This is a genomic window from Bacillus sp. ME78, assembly GCF_903970865.1.
Taxonomy (GTDB): domain Bacteria; phylum Bacillota; class Bacilli; order Bacillales; family Bacillaceae_G; genus Bacillus_A; species Bacillus_A cereus.
The window spans coordinates 127,024-144,725 of the sequence record NZ_CAJCKK010000009.1 but is presented as its reverse complement, the minus strand read 5'-3'; the positions used below and the strand labels follow the sequence as shown (position 1 = coordinate 144,725).

The window sequence follows — 17,702 nt, the reverse complement described above, 5'->3', positions numbered from 1 at the left end:
ATATGAATTTTCAAACCAACTTCCCTTCCTTCCATAACAATGATATGATGAAATTTACTACGATAGTTCATAATTAACTTTATATAAAGGAGACTTATCATGTCAGAAAACAAAAAAGTAAGCTTAGCTGATTTAATGCGCGAACAACTTGCAAAGAAAAAGCAAGGAAATGGAAATGGGTCAAATAATACAAATCAAAGCCAAGAAACGAAAAAATTACAAAACCAACAAACTAAAAAAACAAACAACCAACGTAGACGTACAGGTGTATAAATGAACGGACAAAAACGTTCTAATATCGCACCCGGTCTTGAAGTTGATATTGTATTAAAACAAGATCAACGCACCGGCAAATTAACACGTGGAATTGTAAAAGATATTTTAACAAACTCCCCTTCCCATCCGCATGGTATTAAAGTACGATTGCAGGACGGGCAAGTCGGTAGAGTGCAAAATATCGTCCAATAAGAAAAAGGAGCTCAAGTAAACTCGAGCTCCTTTTTCTTTATTAACCTTTAATTTTCTCGATGAAAACTACTTTTAAATAGTCTCCTTCTTTAAATTGATCAATGGTACGGAAATCTTCTGGTAAAGAATGTTCTTCTAATATTTTATATTTGCCATTCATTTCTTTAAATGCTGTATCGATAAAGCCTTTAAACTTTTTCATATCGAATGCGCTACAATTTGTAGAAGCAACAATAATCCCGTTATTTTCTGTAATAGCAATTGTTTCTTTTAATAAATTTTTATAATCTTTTGCTGCACTAAACGTATATTTTTTTGAGCGCGCAAAGCTTGGAGGGTCAAGTACGACCATATCAAATTTCATATTTTTCTTCGCTGCATATTTAAAGTAAAGGAATACATCTTCTACAATAATGTCTTGTGCTTCATAATCTATTTCATTTACACTAAACTGCTCAATCGTTTTACTTAAACTACGATTTGCCAAGTCCACACTCGTTGTTTTACTCGCTCCGCCAAGCGCTGCAAATACAGAGAAAGCACCTGTATAAGAGAACATATTTAACACTGTTCTTCCCTTCGCATATTTATCACGAATTTGTTTTCGAACGCTACGCTGATCTAAAAACACACCAACCATCGCTCCGTCATTTAAATAAACAGCGAAGTTCACACCATTCTCTTTTACGATAAGTGGGAACTCACCGCGCTCTCCTGCTACGAAATCATCACCTTCAATGTATTTCCCTTTCGTATCAAAACGCTTTTTCTCATAAATACCTTTAAAGTTTGCTACTTTTTGAAGAGCTGCTATAATCTCATCTCTGAAAGTATAAATCCCTTCACTATACCAACTTACTACGTAATAGCCATCATAATAATCGATGATTAAGCCTCCAAGACCATCACCTTCACCGTTCACAACACGGAATGCTGTCGTATCACTTGATTTGTAAAATTGCTTTCGTTTATGTAAGGCAGATTTTATTTTACTTTCAAAGAAAGATTGATTAATTTGTTCACTCTCTTTTCTCGTTAAAATCCAGCCGTATCCTTTATTTTGTTTTCCATAATAACCTTTTCCAACAAATTGACTCTTCTCATCTACCACTTTAATGATTGTTCCTTCTTCCTGAACATCATTTAAATTTTGAATTGCATCTTTTAAAATAAGCGGATATCCACTTTTAATTTCTTTTATAAATTTCAGTTTTATTTTTACAGTTACTTCTGATCGCATATAATAACTTCCTTTCCATTTGCATGCTTTCTCTATAGGAAGCATTTCAAAAACGAGACTGAAAAACAGCCTCGTTTCACTATACCATATTATTGCTTTGCTAGTACAACTCGCTCATTCTCTCGCTTAACCACCATATATTTACTACATTTTGAAAGGGAAATCTTACTGTCCAAAACAATAAAAAACTTATTTATTTTACATTTACCATTGACAATGATAATGATTTTCATTATCATTTAATGTGTATGAGTTCTCGAAAATAAAGGCTACATTTATAGGAGGAATAAAACATGATTATTGTTACAAATACAGCTAAAATTACAAAGGGAAATGGACATAAATTAATTGAGCGTTTTAATAAAGTAGGTCAAGTCGAAACAATGCCAGGCTTTTTAGGATTAGAAGTTCTTTTAACGCAAAATACAGTTGATTATGATGAAGTAACAATTAGCACACGCTGGAATGCAAAAGAAGATTTCCAAGGTTGGACGAAGAGCTCAGCATTTAAAGATGCTCACTCACATCAAGGTGGGATGCCAGAATATATTCTTGATAATAAAATCGCTTACTACAATGTTGAAGTTGTACGTATGCCAATGGCTGCAGCACAGTAAAAACAGTTCTTTTTTTAAGTATAGAATATGAGAAGCGTTATCTATCACTTCTCATATTCTATACTTTTTTCTTTAATTTCTTTTTACTAATTTTGCGTGTACAACTAGCCTTCCAGCCTCTGGATCAAGCGCATAGTCACAAGTAGAAAGTGTTACAATTTCATCATTAGCCGTCAATTCCGTATCCGTTTTGTACAGTGATTTTTCTTGAATTTCCTTTAAGAACGATGTATATGCTACATCATTTTCAAAATCCGTTTCAATGTAATAAAAGTCCGTTGTTGTCGTGTATACTGAAAAAACTTCAACGTCGTATCCTTCAAATAATGTATCGTAATATAATTTACGATGGGACATGAAAAAGTCTTCGTCCAACATCTTTTTTAAACTACCAAACATAGAACCGTCTTTCATACGATGGCCATATAAAATCGTATTTCGATTTTGAGATTTCACATCATTACGATGGTCCATAAAAATGCTGCCCGCTCTCATATCTTCACCTTTATAATTACGAAATAAATAGTAATCATTATCTTTTGCTTGAACGATTGGATAATTAATTTGTGTATCATCCATCGTAATCCATCCGACTATCTCTGGATTAATTTTCTGGAGATCCTGAAACTGTTTACGTACCTCTCCATCTTCTGATTTTTCTTCCATTGGACTTCTTTTATAAATATGTTGTGCCTCAGCCATTACTTTACGATTTTCATAATAATCCATGAAAATCCCGCCCAACTCATACATTGAATAGAAAAAGATTCCTAAAAACACAATTGTAAGTATACGTTGAAAAAAAGAATTCTTTTTCCGTCCTTTCTTACTATTCAAATTATCACCTCAAAACGGATTATGCTCAGCCTTTAGATTCCCATAGGTACCATGTACAATCCGGTATCTTCATCCTGCTTTACAATGACATCTACACCATATATTGCTTTAACCATTTCTTCTGTTATTACATCATTAGGATTACCTTTCGTAATGATCTTTCCATCTTTCATAACGATAATATGGTCGCTATAACGAATGGCTTGATTAATATCATGTAATACCATTACAATCGTTAGCCCATACACTTCATTTAACTCTTTCACTAACTCTAATATTTCTAGCTGATAGTAAATATCTAAATATGTTGTCGGTTCATCTAAGAAAAGCATTGGTGTATTTTGAGCTAATGTCATTGCAATCCAAACTCGCTGCCTCTCTCCACCAGATAAAGCATAGATTGGCTTATCACGCTTACTTTGTAAATTCGTACATACTAGTGCGCGCTCTATCGCTTCTCTATCTTCATCTGTTTGCGGAGAGAAAATATTTTTATATGGCATACGCCCAAAGCTTATTAGCTTTTCCACTGTAATATCTGCTGGAGCCTCATTTTGTTGATGGACAACTGCTAGCTTTCTAGCAAACTCTTTCGGTTTATATTCACTAATCGCTTTCCCATCAAGTATTACTTCTCCACTGCTAGGAACGTGATTTCTAGACATGACACTAAGTAATGTTGATTTCCCGCATCCATTCGGGCCAATGATTGTTGTAATTTTCCCAATTTCTATTTCACTACTAACAGACTTTAAACGATTTGTTGCGTTATCGTATGAAAAGGTTACATTTTTAATTTCCATGAACTTTATCACTCTTTCTAAGCAAGAATATTAAGAATGGACCACCAATAACCGCCATAATTGTTGCTGCTGGAATTTCGTTAGGTGGCACAATTAACCTTCCAATCGTATCCGCCGTCAAAATTAATAACGCGCCTGCAAGAGCAGAAAATGGAATTAATACTTTATGGTCTGAACCGACTAATTGTCTTGAAATATGCGGAACTAGTAATCCTACAAAAGCAATAACACCTGCAATCGCTGTTGATACTGCCGCTAAGAGTACTGCAATGGCAGAAATAATAAGACGAACTCTCGTCACGTGCAAGCCTAAGTTTTTCGCAGTCTTATCTTGTAGCGATAATAAGTTACACCAAGCTCCTACGAACAGAGCAAGAATAAGACCAATCGTTCCATAAGTCACCATTATTTCTACATCGCCCCACGTCTTCATTGTTATGTTAGAAGTCGTCGTTTGCTTAATACTCTTAATAAAATACCCACAAATCGTAACGAATGATTCATTTAATCCAGTAAACATCGCATTAATGGCAATACCAATTAAAATAATGCGAAGCGGGCTTAACCCTGACTTCCATGAAAACGAATAAACGAGATAACACGCAAACGCACCACCTAAAAAGGCGAATACGGGTGTCCAGAAAAAGAATTGCGGGAACAACGTAATAATAACGAGTGTCATAAAACTAGCTCCTGAAGATATACCGATTACCCCAGCATCAGCGAGTGGATTCTTCATAACAGCTTGAAAAAGCACCCCTGAAACAGCAAGAGCCGCTCCAGTGAACAGCGCAATAATAATACGCGGGAAACGTAAATCTTTAATGACTTCAACATCTTCATTCCCACCTGTAAATATCCCTTGCACAAGTTCAACAATACCTACTTCTAAACTCCCTTTCATCGCTGACAATGATGTCATAACAATGAGCAATGCAGTAACAATGAGGAAACTCCAAGTTTTTTTATTCATTCTGCTCTTCCTTTATATTAAAATGCATCACGGATACATCATTTTTTTCAATTCATCTAACGCTTCAATTGCTGCTAAATTGCCTGTCGTTCCAAATAAACGCTCTTCTAAATCGTATACACGGTTATTTTTAACCGCAGCAAAGTGTTTCCAAATGTCATTTGTTTTAAATTCTTTATCAAACATTTTTACAACTTCATCAGGCATACCATGAGCTGCTCGTAAAATAATATCTGGATCAGCTTTCCTTAAATACTCTGTATTAGAAGCTAAATATTCTACTTGTTCACCTTGCACAATATTTTTACCACCTAGTTGTTTCACTAAATCTCCAATATAAGAATGCTCTGTTGCTACTAAATAACTGCCCGGCACACCTAATAATATAAGCACTGTCGGTTCTTTCTTTCCTTTTACTTCCTTTTGAATGCTAGCAACCTTTTTATCTAACTTAGTTACTACTGCTTCAGCCTGCTTTTCACGTCCATATTTCTTACCTAAATCGCTAATAGAACTTTGCATATTTTTTAAACTCGTTAAATCTAAAAAGTTTGCTTTCATACCCACACCATCAATAACTGGCTTTAATTCATATTCAAGTGTTGTCACAGATAACACTTCTGAAGGCTTTAATGACTTTACCTTTTCCATATCTGGACTCATTGGATTCCCAACTTCAGGTAAACCTTTATATCGCTTCGGTAAAGTTTTAGAACTTGTTGGAACGCCGACTAAATCTACTTCTAACGCATCCATAATTTCAGTAACAGCCACTGTTGTTGCAACAACGCGCTCCTTACTCTCACTCTTTACCTGCTTTGCTGTTTCTTTTTTTGGTGATGAGCACCCGGCTATACTCATTAACAAAATGATAGCCATTAGTACACTTACGATTTTCTTCACTCTCAATCACCACTCCCTTCCATACAATATGAAACAAGTCTTGATGCACGCGAACATGCATCAAGACTCCAAAAATTACAATCTACCTGCTCTATATTTACGAACTAGTAAAGCAAGTGAACCTAGCAGTAACACCATGTATAAACCAAGTTTTGCTGTATCTGCAGTTTTTGAGTTTTTCTCTTTTTTCGAATCATTTTTTGTATCTTCTTTTTTCTTCTGACCATCTGCATTTCGGTTAAAATCAGGAGTACCTACTGTTTTTACATTATCTACTTTCGGTGTAGTCACTGGATTTTTCGGTTCATTTTTCGGTTCCTCTTTAATAGTTCCTAACGCGCCGATATTATTTGTATCAAATTGAATTTGTACATCGTAGAAATGATGGTAGTTCATCTCATCGATGTCTACCTTTACTTTTGCGTTTAATTTTTTAAATAGATCTTCTACTTCAAACTGTACTACTCGCGTATTTGCATTTTTATCTTCGCTTACTACTTTCGCATCAGCGAATAGTTCCTTGTTTTCCGTTTGGAATTTCGTAATCCACGCACTATTTTTCAGCGTCATCTCAATGTATTTTTTACCATCTTTTACGATTAATTTCGCTGGATTTACAACATAGTCATTCATCTTTGAAATCTCATCTGTTTTATCTTTTAATACTTTAAATGTAATATCATATTGGCCATCTACTAAATTTTTCGGATCAACTATTACTTTCGGGTTATTATTTCCACCTTGGTTTCCATTCCCGCCTTGGTTGTCGTTTCCACCTTGGTTGTCATTCCCGCCTTGGTTGTCGTTTCCTCCTTGGTTGTCGTTTCCACCTTGGTTCCCTAAAGCTTTAATACTGTCTTGATCAAATACAAATTGAACATCGTAGAAATGGTGATAATTCATTGAATCAATATCTACTTTTACTTTTGCATTTAATTTTTTAGACAAATCGTTTACTTCTACTTCTACTACTCTTGTATTTTGTTCTTTATTTTCACTTAACACTTTTGCATTAACGAAAGAACCATTCTTCTCAAATTCAAATTTCGTAATCCATGTACTATTTGTTAATGTAAACGATACGTATTTCTTACCATCTTTTACTTTTAATACACCTGGGCTTTTTGTGTATGTGTTCATCATTGAGATTTCATCTGTTTGATCTTTTAACACTTTAAAGCCAATGCTGTATTCACCATCTTTAAGAGCTTTTGGATCAATTGTTGTGTTATTATCTTGGTTGTCGTTTCCACCTTGGTTGTTATTTCCGCCTTGGTTGTCGTTTCCACCTTGGTTGTCGTTTCCACCTTGGTTGTTATTTCCGCCTTGGTTGTCGTTTCCACCTTGGTTATCTAACGGCTTAATGCTACCTTTATCAAATGCAAATTGAATATCGTAAAAATGGTGATAATTCATTGAATCGATATCTACTTTTACTTTTGCATTTAATTTTTTAGACAAATCGTTTACTTCTACTTCCACTACGCGTGTATCAGCTTTTTTATCTTCACTTATTACTTTTGCATCAACAAACGAACCATTTTTCTCAAATTCAAATTTTGTAATCCAAGAACTGTTCGTTAACGTAAATGATACATACTTCTTACCATCTTTTACTTTTAGCACACCTGGACTTTTTGTATATGTGTTCATCATTGAAATTTCGTCTGTTTGATCTTTTAATGCTTTAAAATTGATGCTGTATTCACCATCTTTAATTGTTTCAGCATCTGGTTTTTTATTTTCATCTGGTTTTTCTACTTCTGGTTTTTCTACTTCTGGTTTTTCTACTTCTGGTTGTTTCTCTTCATTTTTAATTTGTTCAAGTTTATCTTGTTCAAATAAAAGTTGTACATCATGCGTTTGCTTATAATTTCTTGATGCCATTTCGATAAATACTTTTGTATTTAGTTTTTTAGATAAATCGTTTACTTCAAACTCTACTACTCTTGTATCTTTTTCCTTATCCTCACTCACTACTTTTGCATCAACAAATGCGCCATCTTTTTCCGTTTGGAAATTTTTAATTAATGAGCTACTTTTTAGTGTTACAATTGCTTTTTTCTTACCGTTTTCTACTTTTAATACTCCTGGATTTACCATGTAAGTATTCATCTTAGATTCTTCATCTGTTTGATCTTTTAATACTTTAAATGGAATGCTGTACGCACCATCTGTAATTGTGTTAGAATTTGGTTGTTGATCTGGGTCAGGCTTTTGGTCGGGCTTCTGACCTGGATCGGTAGTTTCATTTGGATCTGGCTTATTAGCTGGGTCCTCTTTTTCATTTGGTTTTTCTACATGAATTGGTGTAATGCTATTTTGATCAAATGCAATACGAACGTCGTACTCATGATGATAATTTAAAAAATCAATATCTACTTTTACTTTTGCATTTAATACCTTCTCTACATCTTCTACATCAAATTCTACTACTCTTGTGTCTTTTTCTTTATCTTCACTAATTACATTTGTCGCAACTAGCTTACCTGCTTTTTCTGTTTCAAACTTCGTAATCCATGAACTATTCGTTAATGTAAAGGATACTTTCTTTTCCCCATCCTTCACTTTTAAAGTTCCCGGGCTTACTGAATATTGATTCATCATCGATTCTTCATCTGATGTATCTTTTAAAACTTTGAAGCCAATTGAATATTTACCGTCAGCCAACTTGGTAGCTGCTTGAACTGCAAGTGGTTGTAATGTTGATACGAATGTAAATATCATTAAAAACATAGCAACAATAATTTTTGTATACCTGTTCAATGGAACGACTCTCCCTTTTGAAAATTATTTAATACTGTTCCCATCAAATACAAAGCGAATATCATACGAAGCATTATAATTAATAATTGGAATATTAATTTTCACCTTGCCATTTAGTTTTTTTGACAAGTCAGCAACTTCAAATTCTACAACTCTAGTATTATCTTTTTTGTTTTCACTTAACACGGTTGTTTCTACAAATTGACCATCTTTTTCTACTTGGAAACTTTTAATAGAAGCACTATCTTTCACTTTAAATGAAACATATTGTTTTCCATTTTTAACTGTTAATGTTGCTGGGCTTTCAAAATAACTATTCATTCTAGACGATTCATCTTTATCGCCTTTCCATACAGTAAAAGCAATATTATATTTTCCATCAGCTAGTTTTGTAGCAGCCTTTGCATCTTGTAAACCTAGTGTTGCGATAAACGTAAATAAAACAGCAAATACGGCAATAATCATTTTAAATTGTTTAAACATATATTCATCACCCTTCAAAAGATTTATTTACTCAATTTCACTTTACGAATTAAGAAAGCACCTGAAATAAGAATTAACGCTGTAAACAATCCAATACGTGCTTCATCGCCTGTTTTTGGGTTATCTGTTTTTTCAGCTTTTCCATTTTCATTTTTTGTTTCTTTGTTCGCTTCTTTAGCTGTTTCCTTACTCTCTACTTTTGTTTTCTCTTCTTTTACTTGTGTATCTGTTTTCGCTTGATCATTATTTTTTGTTGTAGCAGCTACGCCGTTATCGCCACCTACAGCTTTTACATTTGCATCAAAAGCAAAACGAATTGTGTAGTGGTGGTCATAGTTTGCATTTGGTACAACAACATGAATTTTTACAGCTGCTGGTTTGGATAAATCATCTACTTTAAACTCTACTGTTCTTTTATCTGCCGATTCATCTTTACTAACAACTTTCGCATCAACAAAATTCCCGTTCTCTGGTGCTTTAAATTCTGTAATCCAAGCACTATGATTCATCGGAACTTGTACTCTCATCTCACCGTTTTTCACTATTAATTTTGCTGGCTTTTCAAAATAGTCATTTGCCATTGAAGCTGAATCATTTTCCGCTTTTTGAATTACGTAATTAATATCGTAAGTACCATCAGCTAGTTTTGCTGAAGCATTCCCGTATGGCATTACAAGAAAAGCTAGCATACATACGAACGTTATAATAAAAGCGGGTAATACAGAAACCTTTTTCATTTTTCTTGTTTCCTCCTTTGTTATCTTTCACTTCACTTTTTGAAAATGATAATTATTCTCAATTTATAAGAAAAAAAATAATCTCTTCTACCTATTATTTAATTAGCATTCTTTTATGTAATATAAGTATTATTGATTATCATTCTCATTGAATGTTAAAAATAATATCTCACCCTATTCCTTATATGAAGGCATAGAAACTGAGAAAAAATTTCAAAACTTATTTATTGATTATCATTCTCAATATAAATCAAAAAAAATAAACTATCTCTTCTCCTCTTCTTTCACCTCTTCCCCCTAACAACACTTTAGTTATAGAAAACCCTTTTCCCTCACTTCCCTTCCAATATTTCCACAACTAAGTCAATCTTAGCCTACTCATAAATTTTTTGTCAACTATATTACGTATAAAATTTTTAATATCTGAATTTCTCTATATGTGGCTTTTTCTACAAAAAAAGAGACTTTCTATTATAGAAAGCCTCTTTTCTCTATTTTTCTACAGCAATTTCCTGCTTTTGAAACTTAGAAACTATATAACCAAATCCTATACCGATTATGCCTGGAACTAACCAACCAATTCCTACACTATATAATGGAATCTTATCTAAAATAGGTGCTAGCGCTGCAATTTGAAGGTTTGCATTGTGTAACCCATCAAAGAAACTTATTGCAAATGCTCCTACAATCCCGCCCACATACATCGCTAATGGAAGACGAACGTAGTTTTCAACAAGTGATAATACAATAAGTACGATTCCAATTGGATAAATGGCGATTAAGATTGGTAATGCTAATGCATTTAACTGAGTTAACCCAAGGTTTGCTACCATAAATGCTAATACACAGAAAATGAAAACGACTTTTTGATAAGAAAGCTTTGGTAATAAGGAAGAGAAGTAATCACCACAAGCTGCAACAATACCTACAGAAGTTGTTAAACATGCTGCTGTAATTGCGATCCCTAGTAATAAAGTTCCGTAGCTACCAAATAAATGATTCACGACATTTGTTAAAATAATTCCTCCGTTTGCGCCCATTCCAAGCGATACACTAGAAGCTCCAAGATACGCAAGCGCTAAATATACAAGTAGTAAACCAAGTGCTGCAATAAATCCTGCAAAGATTGTTACTTTTGCAATACTATTTTTATTTGTAATGCCTTTTTCTTTTAACGCATGAATTACAACATTTCCGAAAACAAGTGCTGCAAGTCCATCTAAAGTTAAATATCCATCAATAAATCCTTTGAAGAGAGGAGCACTATACGCTTCTGTCGGTGCACCAAATTCTCCAATTGGTGTAATAAGTGCTTTACCTACGATAATTGCAATAACTGCTAATAATATTGGAGTTAGTACTTTACCAATACGCCCCACTAATTTCGAAGGATTTAAAGCTAAATAGAAAGTGACTGCAAAGAAAATAAGTGTAAAGATAACAAGTGGATATGACTGACCAGCTATCTCACTTGGTAAAAACGGTGCAACACTCATCTCATAAGCTACTGTTCCTGTACGCGGCACACTTACGAATACGCCTAAACATAAATAAATTGCAGTGATAAAAACAAGTGCGAATATAGGATGTACACGTCCTGCTAGCTCATTAATATCTCCCTTTAAAGCTATAACAATTACTCCTAATAAAGGTAGTCCAACCCCTGTTACGATAAAACCAAACAGCGCGATCCATACGTCCGTTCCAGCACCTTGCCCTAACGCTGGTGGAAAAATCATATTGCCTGCACCAAAAAACAGTGCAAATAACATTAAACTTATTGCAAACATCTCTGAAAACTTTAAAGATGATTTCATTTCTACTAACCTCCTAAAATAATTAATTGACAAAATATTCTGATTTTAAATCCGTCACATATCCTCTTTCAAGCATACTTCCCCGTAAAAGAACGCAAAAAACACCCGTCCCTAACAAAGGGACGAGTGTTGAAATCGTGGTTCCACCCTTATTCTAATAAAATGAATTTATAGCAAAATAAGCTCATTTTATAGCTCGTGTAAATTGATAACGGTTTTATCCGTCAAGAATTACAATGCATCATGTATGCAGTTCACTCTTGAAGTTTAGAGGTGGTAAGCTTGTCTTTTCGTATTAGGAAGCTCACAGCCTAAGGCTCCCCTCTCTGAGAATCGTAAAATACAACTCATGTCCTCATCATTACTTTTATAAAATATCTTGTCGAAACTTGTTGTTTTTTATTATATGGGCTATTTTTTAAAAAATCAATAGTTTTATTTTTTCTGACAAAAAAATATAGGGAGAAAATTTTTCCTCCCTATAACTGCCCTTTTAATATCTCTAATTCCTCAGTTGCAATGTTCCGCCATTTTCCTACTCCAAGCTCATTTAGCTCTATATTCATAATGCGCACTCGCTTTAGCTTTATTACAGTAAATCCGAAAGCACGACTCATTCTACGAATTTGCCTGTTCATTCCTTGCGTTAAAACGATACGAAATGTTGATTGATCGACTCTCGTCACTTTGCACGGCTTCGTCATACCATCTTTAATCTTTACACCGCTGGACATCTCATCAATAAACCAGTCCGTAAAAGGTTTATCGACTGTGACAACATATTCTTTCTCGTGTTCGTGATCACCGTGTAAAATTTGATTGGCAATCGCGCCATCATTCGTTAATAAAATAAGTCCTTCTGATGCTTTATCTAATCGCCCAACTGGAAAGATTCGCTCTGGGTAATTGATATAATCAATAATATTATCTTCAATATGATCAGCTGCTGTACAAGTAATTCCGACTGGTTTATGGAATGCGATATACACCTTTTCTTTCTCTTCTTTCGCAATAACCTGTCCATCAATCGTTACAACATCGCCTTCATTAACAAGTGCACCGTGCGTACATATTTCGCCATTAATAGCCACGCGTCCAGCTTTAATAAGGCGGTCTGTTTCACGTCTTGAGCATGATTTTGCTTCGCTTATGTATTGGTTGATTTTCATGTTTTATTCCTTTTCATATATAATAAAAACGTCAATCTATGGCAATATCATTATGCCACGATTGACGCTTTTTCACTTCGCAAAAACAACTAAATAAATAACCCCAATCACCAAAAATATTCCACAACAAGCTAACAATACTTTTGCAAGTTTGTCCATAAACATATAATGGTTTCCCCTTTGTTTCGTTGTTTGCTATTTTAATTCGACAACTGTTACGCCTAGGCCTCCCTCGCCCATGTCACCGTAACGGTAATTCTTCACGCCGCGATGCTTCTTCAAGTAATCTTGTACACCTTGGCGAAGCGCTCCTGTTCCTTTACCGTGAATGATTGATACACGAGGATAACTTGCAAGCTGGGCATCGTCTAAATATTTTTCAACGCGCATCATTGCATCTTCATAACGTTCACCGCGAAGATCAAGTTCCAATGAAACGTGGTAATCTCTACCCTTCACACTTGCGACTGCTTTTTTCTCTGTTTGCTTCGGTGTGTTAATGTATTCCATGTTAGATTCTTTTACTTTCATCTTCAGAATACCGATTTGTACGCTCCACTCTGTATCACTTACTTTTTCAAGTAATTGACCCTTTTGACCGAACGTTAATACTTTTACTTCATCACCTGCGCGTAACTGTTGTTTCGGCGCAGTGTTTTTCACGTTTACTTTTTGTTTCTTCACAAGCTCTGGCGCTGTTCCTTCTAGACGGCTCTTCGCTTCAATAAGCTCATGGTCTTTCACATTTACAAGCTGTGCTTTACGCAATTGACGAAGTTCTTGAATAATACCTTCTGCTTCTTTCTTCGCAGCTTCGACTTTTTCTTCCCCTTCTTTTTGCGCTTTTAATAATTTTTCATCACGCTCATCGTTAAACTCAATAATTTGACGTTGCAACTCACGATGAAGTTTCTCAGATTGTTTGCGAAGTGCCTCTGCTTCGTTCCAGTCACGCTCTGCGTTCTTCTGGCTTTCTTCTAACTTCGCAATCATATTTTCAATTTTATTTGTATCTGTACTAATGTGGTTACGTGCTTGGTCAATAACGCGATCAGATAATCCAAGGCGCTTCGAAATTTCAAAGGCGTTACTGCGACCTGGTACACCGATTAATAACTTATAAGTTGGACTTAATGTATTTACATCAAACTCAACACTCGCATTAATAACTTGCTCACGGTTGTATCCGTATGCTTTTAATTCTGGGTAATGCGTCGTAGCAACAACGCGAGCACCGCGGTTACATACTTCATCTAAAATCGAAATTGCTAGTGCAGCACCTTCTTGCGGGTCTGTTCCAGCACCTAATTCATCAAATAAAACTAAGCTTTCAAAATCAGCTTTTTCTAAAATATCTACAATGTTCACCATATGTGAGGAGAACGTACTTAAGCTTTGTTCAATCGACTGCTCATCACCGATATCAGCAAAGATATTTTTAAATACACAAATCTCTGACTCATCCATTACTGGAATGTGAAGACCAGATTGCGCCATTAATACACAAATACCAACTGTTTTCAGCGTAACTGTTTTACCACCTGTATTCGGTCCTGTAATAACAATTGTTGTGAAATCTTTACCTAGCATAATGTTATTTGGCACAATAATTTCTGGATCGATTAGCGGATGACGAGCTTGTCTTAAATCCATATAACGCTCGTTATTTACAATTGGTTTCGTTGCTTTAATTCGTTTCGCATAAAAAGCTTTCGCAAAGATGAAATCAAGATTTGCAACTACTTCTACGTTTGATAAAACGATATCGGCTTCTACTGCCACTTCTTCTGTTAACATTAATAAGATGCGTTCAATTTCTTGTTTTTCTTTCACTCGTGCTTCTTGTAGTGCATTATTTAATTCTACAATTACTTGTGGTTCAATAAATAATGTTTGTCCAGAAGCAGATTGGTCGTGAACAATACCGCCATATACGCCGCGGTATTCTTGTTTTACTGGGATTACGTAACGTTCATTACGAATTGTTACAATCGAGTCAGACAGCATCTTTTGCGCGTTTGAAGAACGCGTCATATTTTCTAACTTTTCACGAATACGGCTTTCCGCAGTACGAATTTGAGTACGAATACCACGCAGTTTATCACTCGCACTATCGACTACTTCACCGCCATCACCGATGCAATTTGTAATTTTCTTTTCTAACTCATATAAAGATACAATTTGAGCGACATGAGTTTCTAAAATCGGAAGCTCGACACCGTTATCAGCCATATCTTCAATGAAACGTTTCATATTACGACTACCATACATCGTATTCGCAATATCAAGTAGTTCATTTGGGCTTAACATACTTCCAATCTTTGCACGCTTCACATTCGAGCGAATATCCGTAATGCCACCTAATGGTGCACTACCTTTTAAACGAATGACTTTCGCTGCTTCATCCGTTGTATCTTGCATTTCTACAATTTCTTCAAAATCAGTGCTCGGCACTAAATTCTTCACTTTATCACGGCCAAGTGAAGAGGCTGTATGTTCAAGTAATTGTTCTTTTACTTTATTGTATTCTAATACACGCAACGTTCTTTCTAACATGTTGCAGGTCCCCCTTGTGTTACTTATTACGTTTAATATAGTCTAATAAACGTTCAATATCCCATGTGTTAATCACGTTATCTTTTTGAATCCAACCTTTACGTGCTGCAGCTACACCTGTTTCCATATCTTCTAACATTTCAAGTGTATGAGCATCCGTATTAATCGCTACTTTTACACCAGCATCTTGTGCTTGTTTTAATAATTTCGCGCTTAAATCTAGACGGTTCGGATTCGCATTTAATTCTAAAACTGTATTTGTCTCTTTTGCGAGTTCAATTAATAAATCTGTATCTACATCATAACCCTCACGGCGCCCGAGAAGACGTCCTGTCGGATGGGCAATCATTGTGACATGTTTATTCTCAAGTGCAGTACGCAGACGCTTCATAATCGTTTCACGGTCTTGTGAGAAGCTAGAGTGAATCGCTCCAATGACATAGTCTAATTCTTCTAATACTTCATCATCAAAATCAAGAGAGGCATCTGGTAAAATGTCCATTTCAATTCCGCGTAAAATTGTAATGTCTGGATACTTTTCATTCATACGTTCAATTTCTTTCGCTTGCTCACGAAGACGCTCTTTCGTTAAACCGTTCGCCACTTTTAAGTATTGCGAGTGATCAGTAATCGCCATAAACTTATATCCACGAGCACGGCACGCTTGTACCATTTCTTCAATAGAAAAAGCACCGTCACTCCAAGTTGTATGCATATGTAAATCACCTTGTATATCGGAAAACTGAATTAAGTTCGGATACTCTTTAATTAATTCAATTTCTTTTCCATCTTCACGCACTTCTGGCGGAATAAATGGCAGACCGAAATGAGCGAAGAAGTCTTCTTCAGTCTCAAATATTTTCACTTCACCTGTTTCCAAGTTCTCTACACCGTACTCACTAATTTTCTCGCCTTTATCTTTTGCGATTTGACGCATTTTTACGTTATGATCTTTTGATCCTGTGAAATGGTGAAGAGTTGTAATAAACTCTTCTGGTTTTACTAAACGGAAATCAATTGAAATATCATATTCATATTGAAGACGGACAGAAACTTTCGTATCTCCACTTGCTATTACTTCAATCATATTATCAAATTGTAGTAAATGCTCACGTACCGCTGCTGGTTCTGTCGTTGCAATGATAAAATCTAAATCTTTCACTGTTTCACGAACACGGCGCAAACTACCAGCGCGAGAGAAACGAATTACTTCAGCAATATTCGACAATTTCTCCTCTATTTCCCCGGCAATAGGCAATACCATCGCAATTGGTAAACGCTCTGGACGAGAGCCTACTTGATCGATTGCTTCTAATATTTTCTCTTCTGTCTTCTTACCGAAACCTGCTAAAGCCTGTACTTTATTTTCCTCACAAACAGCTTTTAGCGATTCCATATCAACAACACCAAGTTCTTTATATAACTTAGCCACCTTTTTACCACCAAGTCCTGGTAGTTTTAATAACGGCAATAAGCTACTTGGTACTTCTTTCTCAAGTTCTTGCAATACTTCAGATGTTCCCGATTCTATATATTCTTGAATAACGGCTGCTGTTCCTTTTCCGATTCCTGGAATCTTTGTGAAATCTTCAATTTCAGAAAGACTACGATCGTCACTTTCCAATGCTGCTGCCGCTTTACGAAATGCAGATATTTTAAATGGATTCGCACCCTTTAGTTCCATAAAAAGCCCGATTGTCTCTAATAATTTGATAACTTGTTTTTTATTTACTTTCATCATTGCCCCGCCTTTCTTTCATAGAAAAAAACTTCTCTTTCCGAAAAAAGAGAAGTTATACTCTGCTACCTGTCTGCCATAGTTCCTTCACCTTTTCAGATAGAATCGGTGTATCGTCTACAATTATTTTGCTAATTGATGATTTTTGTAATGGTGTTTGTACTTGTTCAATCGGAAGAATATTTCCAATGATAATTAAGACAAACAAAATAATATATACTTCTAAAAATCCGAGGATTGCCCCCGCAAACGCATTTACTTGCTTTAAAACCGGTATTTCTGCAAACATATTTAACAAATTACCAAGTAATGAAAGTGCAATTTTAGTGATAATAAACAATATGATAAACGCAAGCGCTTGATAAAATACTGTCTCAATATTATTTGCATCAATCCATTCTGGAACAGATACGTTTTTATCAAATGGATACGGAATAAATTTCGCAAGTGCTGGCGCTAAATCTTTACAGTACCAGTATGCAACAAGGTATGCGATAATAAAGCTTGTTAACTTTACAAGTTGCAGAATAAACCCTCTGCGTAAGCCGAGGAAAAATCCCATAACAAGCAGTAAAATGATAATAATATCAATCAT

At 35.1% G+C, this 17,702-nt stretch carries 16 protein-coding genes and 1 other annotated feature; of the genes, 3 read left to right on the top strand and 13 right to left on the bottom strand.

What is annotated here, in order from left to right:
- Window positions 1–99: 99 nt before the first annotated feature.
- Complete coding sequence (locus tag H6481_RS13100; RefSeq protein WP_001293585.1) at window positions 100–273, top strand: hypothetical protein; 174 nt, start codon at window positions 100–102, stop codon at window positions 271–273.
- Window positions 274–468 carry a YwbE family protein gene (locus tag H6481_RS13095; RefSeq protein ID WP_001014310.1) on the top strand — a complete coding sequence of 65 codons (195 nt, stop codon included), beginning with the start codon at window positions 274–276 and terminating at the stop codon, window positions 466–468.
- 40 nt (window positions 469–508) lie between these two features.
- Here the strand turns inward: H6481_RS13095 and H6481_RS13090 are convergent, their stop codons facing one another.
- Window positions 509–1,708, bottom strand: a complete 1,200-nt coding sequence (locus tag H6481_RS13090; protein ID WP_182811986.1) for a class I SAM-dependent rRNA methyltransferase — start codon at window positions 1,706–1,708, stop codon at window positions 509–511.
- A gap of 293 nt (window positions 1,709–2,001) precedes the next feature.
- Here H6481_RS13090 and isdG point away from each other — a divergent pair, with 293 nt between their 5' ends.
- Entirely contained in the window at window positions 2,002–2,325 is a 324-nt protein-coding gene (isdG, locus tag H6481_RS13085; RefSeq protein ID WP_000587824.1) for a heme oxygenase, read from the top strand.
- Window positions 2,326–2,397: 72 nt separating this feature from the next.
- Here isdG and srtB read toward each other — a convergent pair whose 3' ends face one another.
- The 12 genes from srtB to H6481_RS13025 all read right to left on the bottom strand — a co-directional run bounded on the left by srtB (window position 2,398) and on the right by H6481_RS13025 (window position 17,702).
- Window positions 2,398–3,162 carry a class B sortase gene (gene srtB, locus H6481_RS13080; RefSeq protein ID WP_182811983.1) on the bottom strand — a complete coding sequence of 255 codons (765 nt, stop codon included), beginning with the start codon at window positions 3,160–3,162 and terminating at the stop codon, window positions 2,398–2,400.
- Window positions 3,163–3,194: 32 nt separating this feature from the next.
- Window positions 3,195–3,965: an ABC transporter ATP-binding protein gene (locus H6481_RS13075; protein WP_182811979.1), complete on the bottom strand. Its 771-nt coding sequence runs from the start codon at window positions 3,963–3,965 to the stop codon at window positions 3,195–3,197.
- Window positions 3,955–4,938: an iron ABC transporter permease gene (locus H6481_RS13070; RefSeq protein WP_001036841.1), complete on the bottom strand. Its 984-nt coding sequence runs from the start codon at window positions 4,936–4,938 to the stop codon at window positions 3,955–3,957. The genes H6481_RS13075 and H6481_RS13070 overlap by 11 nt, the downstream gene beginning before the upstream one ends.
- Window positions 4,939–4,965: 27 nt before the next feature.
- Window positions 4,966–5,847: a heme ABC transporter substrate-binding protein IsdE gene (isdE, locus tag H6481_RS13065; protein ID WP_182811976.1), complete on the bottom strand. Its 882-nt coding sequence runs from the start codon at window positions 5,845–5,847 to the stop codon at window positions 4,966–4,968.
- Between the two features lie 69 nt (window positions 5,848–5,916).
- Window positions 5,917–8,607 carry an NEAT domain-containing protein gene (locus H6481_RS13060; RefSeq protein WP_182811973.1) on the bottom strand — a complete coding sequence of 897 codons (2,691 nt, stop codon included), beginning with the start codon at window positions 8,605–8,607 and terminating at the stop codon, window positions 5,917–5,919.
- A gap of 24 nt (window positions 8,608–8,631) precedes the next feature.
- Window positions 8,632–9,090: an NEAT domain-containing protein gene (locus H6481_RS13055; protein ID WP_000476164.1), complete on the bottom strand. Its 459-nt coding sequence runs from the start codon at window positions 9,088–9,090 to the stop codon at window positions 8,632–8,634.
- A gap of 23 nt (window positions 9,091–9,113) precedes the next feature.
- Complete coding sequence (gene isdC, locus H6481_RS13050) at window positions 9,114–9,827, bottom strand: heme uptake protein IsdC (protein ID WP_053563579.1); 714 nt, start codon at window positions 9,825–9,827, stop codon at window positions 9,114–9,116.
- 491 nt (window positions 9,828–10,318) lie between these two features.
- The gene (gene brnQ / locus H6481_RS13045; RefSeq protein WP_000842650.1) at window positions 10,319–11,644 is read right to left on the bottom strand and encodes a branched-chain amino acid transport system II carrier protein; all 1,326 of its coding nucleotides are present in this window, start codon (window positions 11,642–11,644) and stop codon (window positions 10,319–10,321) included.
- A 115-nt stretch (window positions 11,645–11,759) separates the two neighbouring features.
- Window positions 11,760–12,015: a binding site (T-box leader), on the bottom strand.
- Window positions 12,016–12,123: 108 nt separating this feature from the next.
- Window positions 12,124–12,813 (bottom strand): 23S rRNA pseudouridine(2604) synthase RluF, encoded by a 690-nt coding sequence (locus tag H6481_RS13040; RefSeq protein ID WP_182811970.1) that lies wholly within the window; start codon window positions 12,811–12,813, stop codon window positions 12,124–12,126.
- A gap of 195 nt (window positions 12,814–13,008) precedes the next feature.
- Window positions 13,009–15,369 carry an endonuclease MutS2 gene (locus H6481_RS13035; RefSeq protein WP_000893743.1) on the bottom strand — a complete coding sequence of 787 codons (2,361 nt, stop codon included), beginning with the start codon at window positions 15,367–15,369 and terminating at the stop codon, window positions 13,009–13,011.
- A 19-nt stretch (window positions 15,370–15,388) separates the two neighbouring features.
- Window positions 15,389–17,107, bottom strand: a complete 1,719-nt coding sequence (gene polX, locus H6481_RS13030) for a DNA polymerase/3'-5' exonuclease PolX (protein WP_098910904.1) — start codon at window positions 17,105–17,107, stop codon at window positions 15,389–15,391.
- A gap of 55 nt (window positions 17,108–17,162) precedes the next feature.
- Window positions 17,163–17,702, bottom strand: coding sequence for a CvpA family protein (locus H6481_RS13025; RefSeq protein WP_000565409.1), 540 nt, complete (start codon window positions 17,700–17,702; stop codon window positions 17,163–17,165).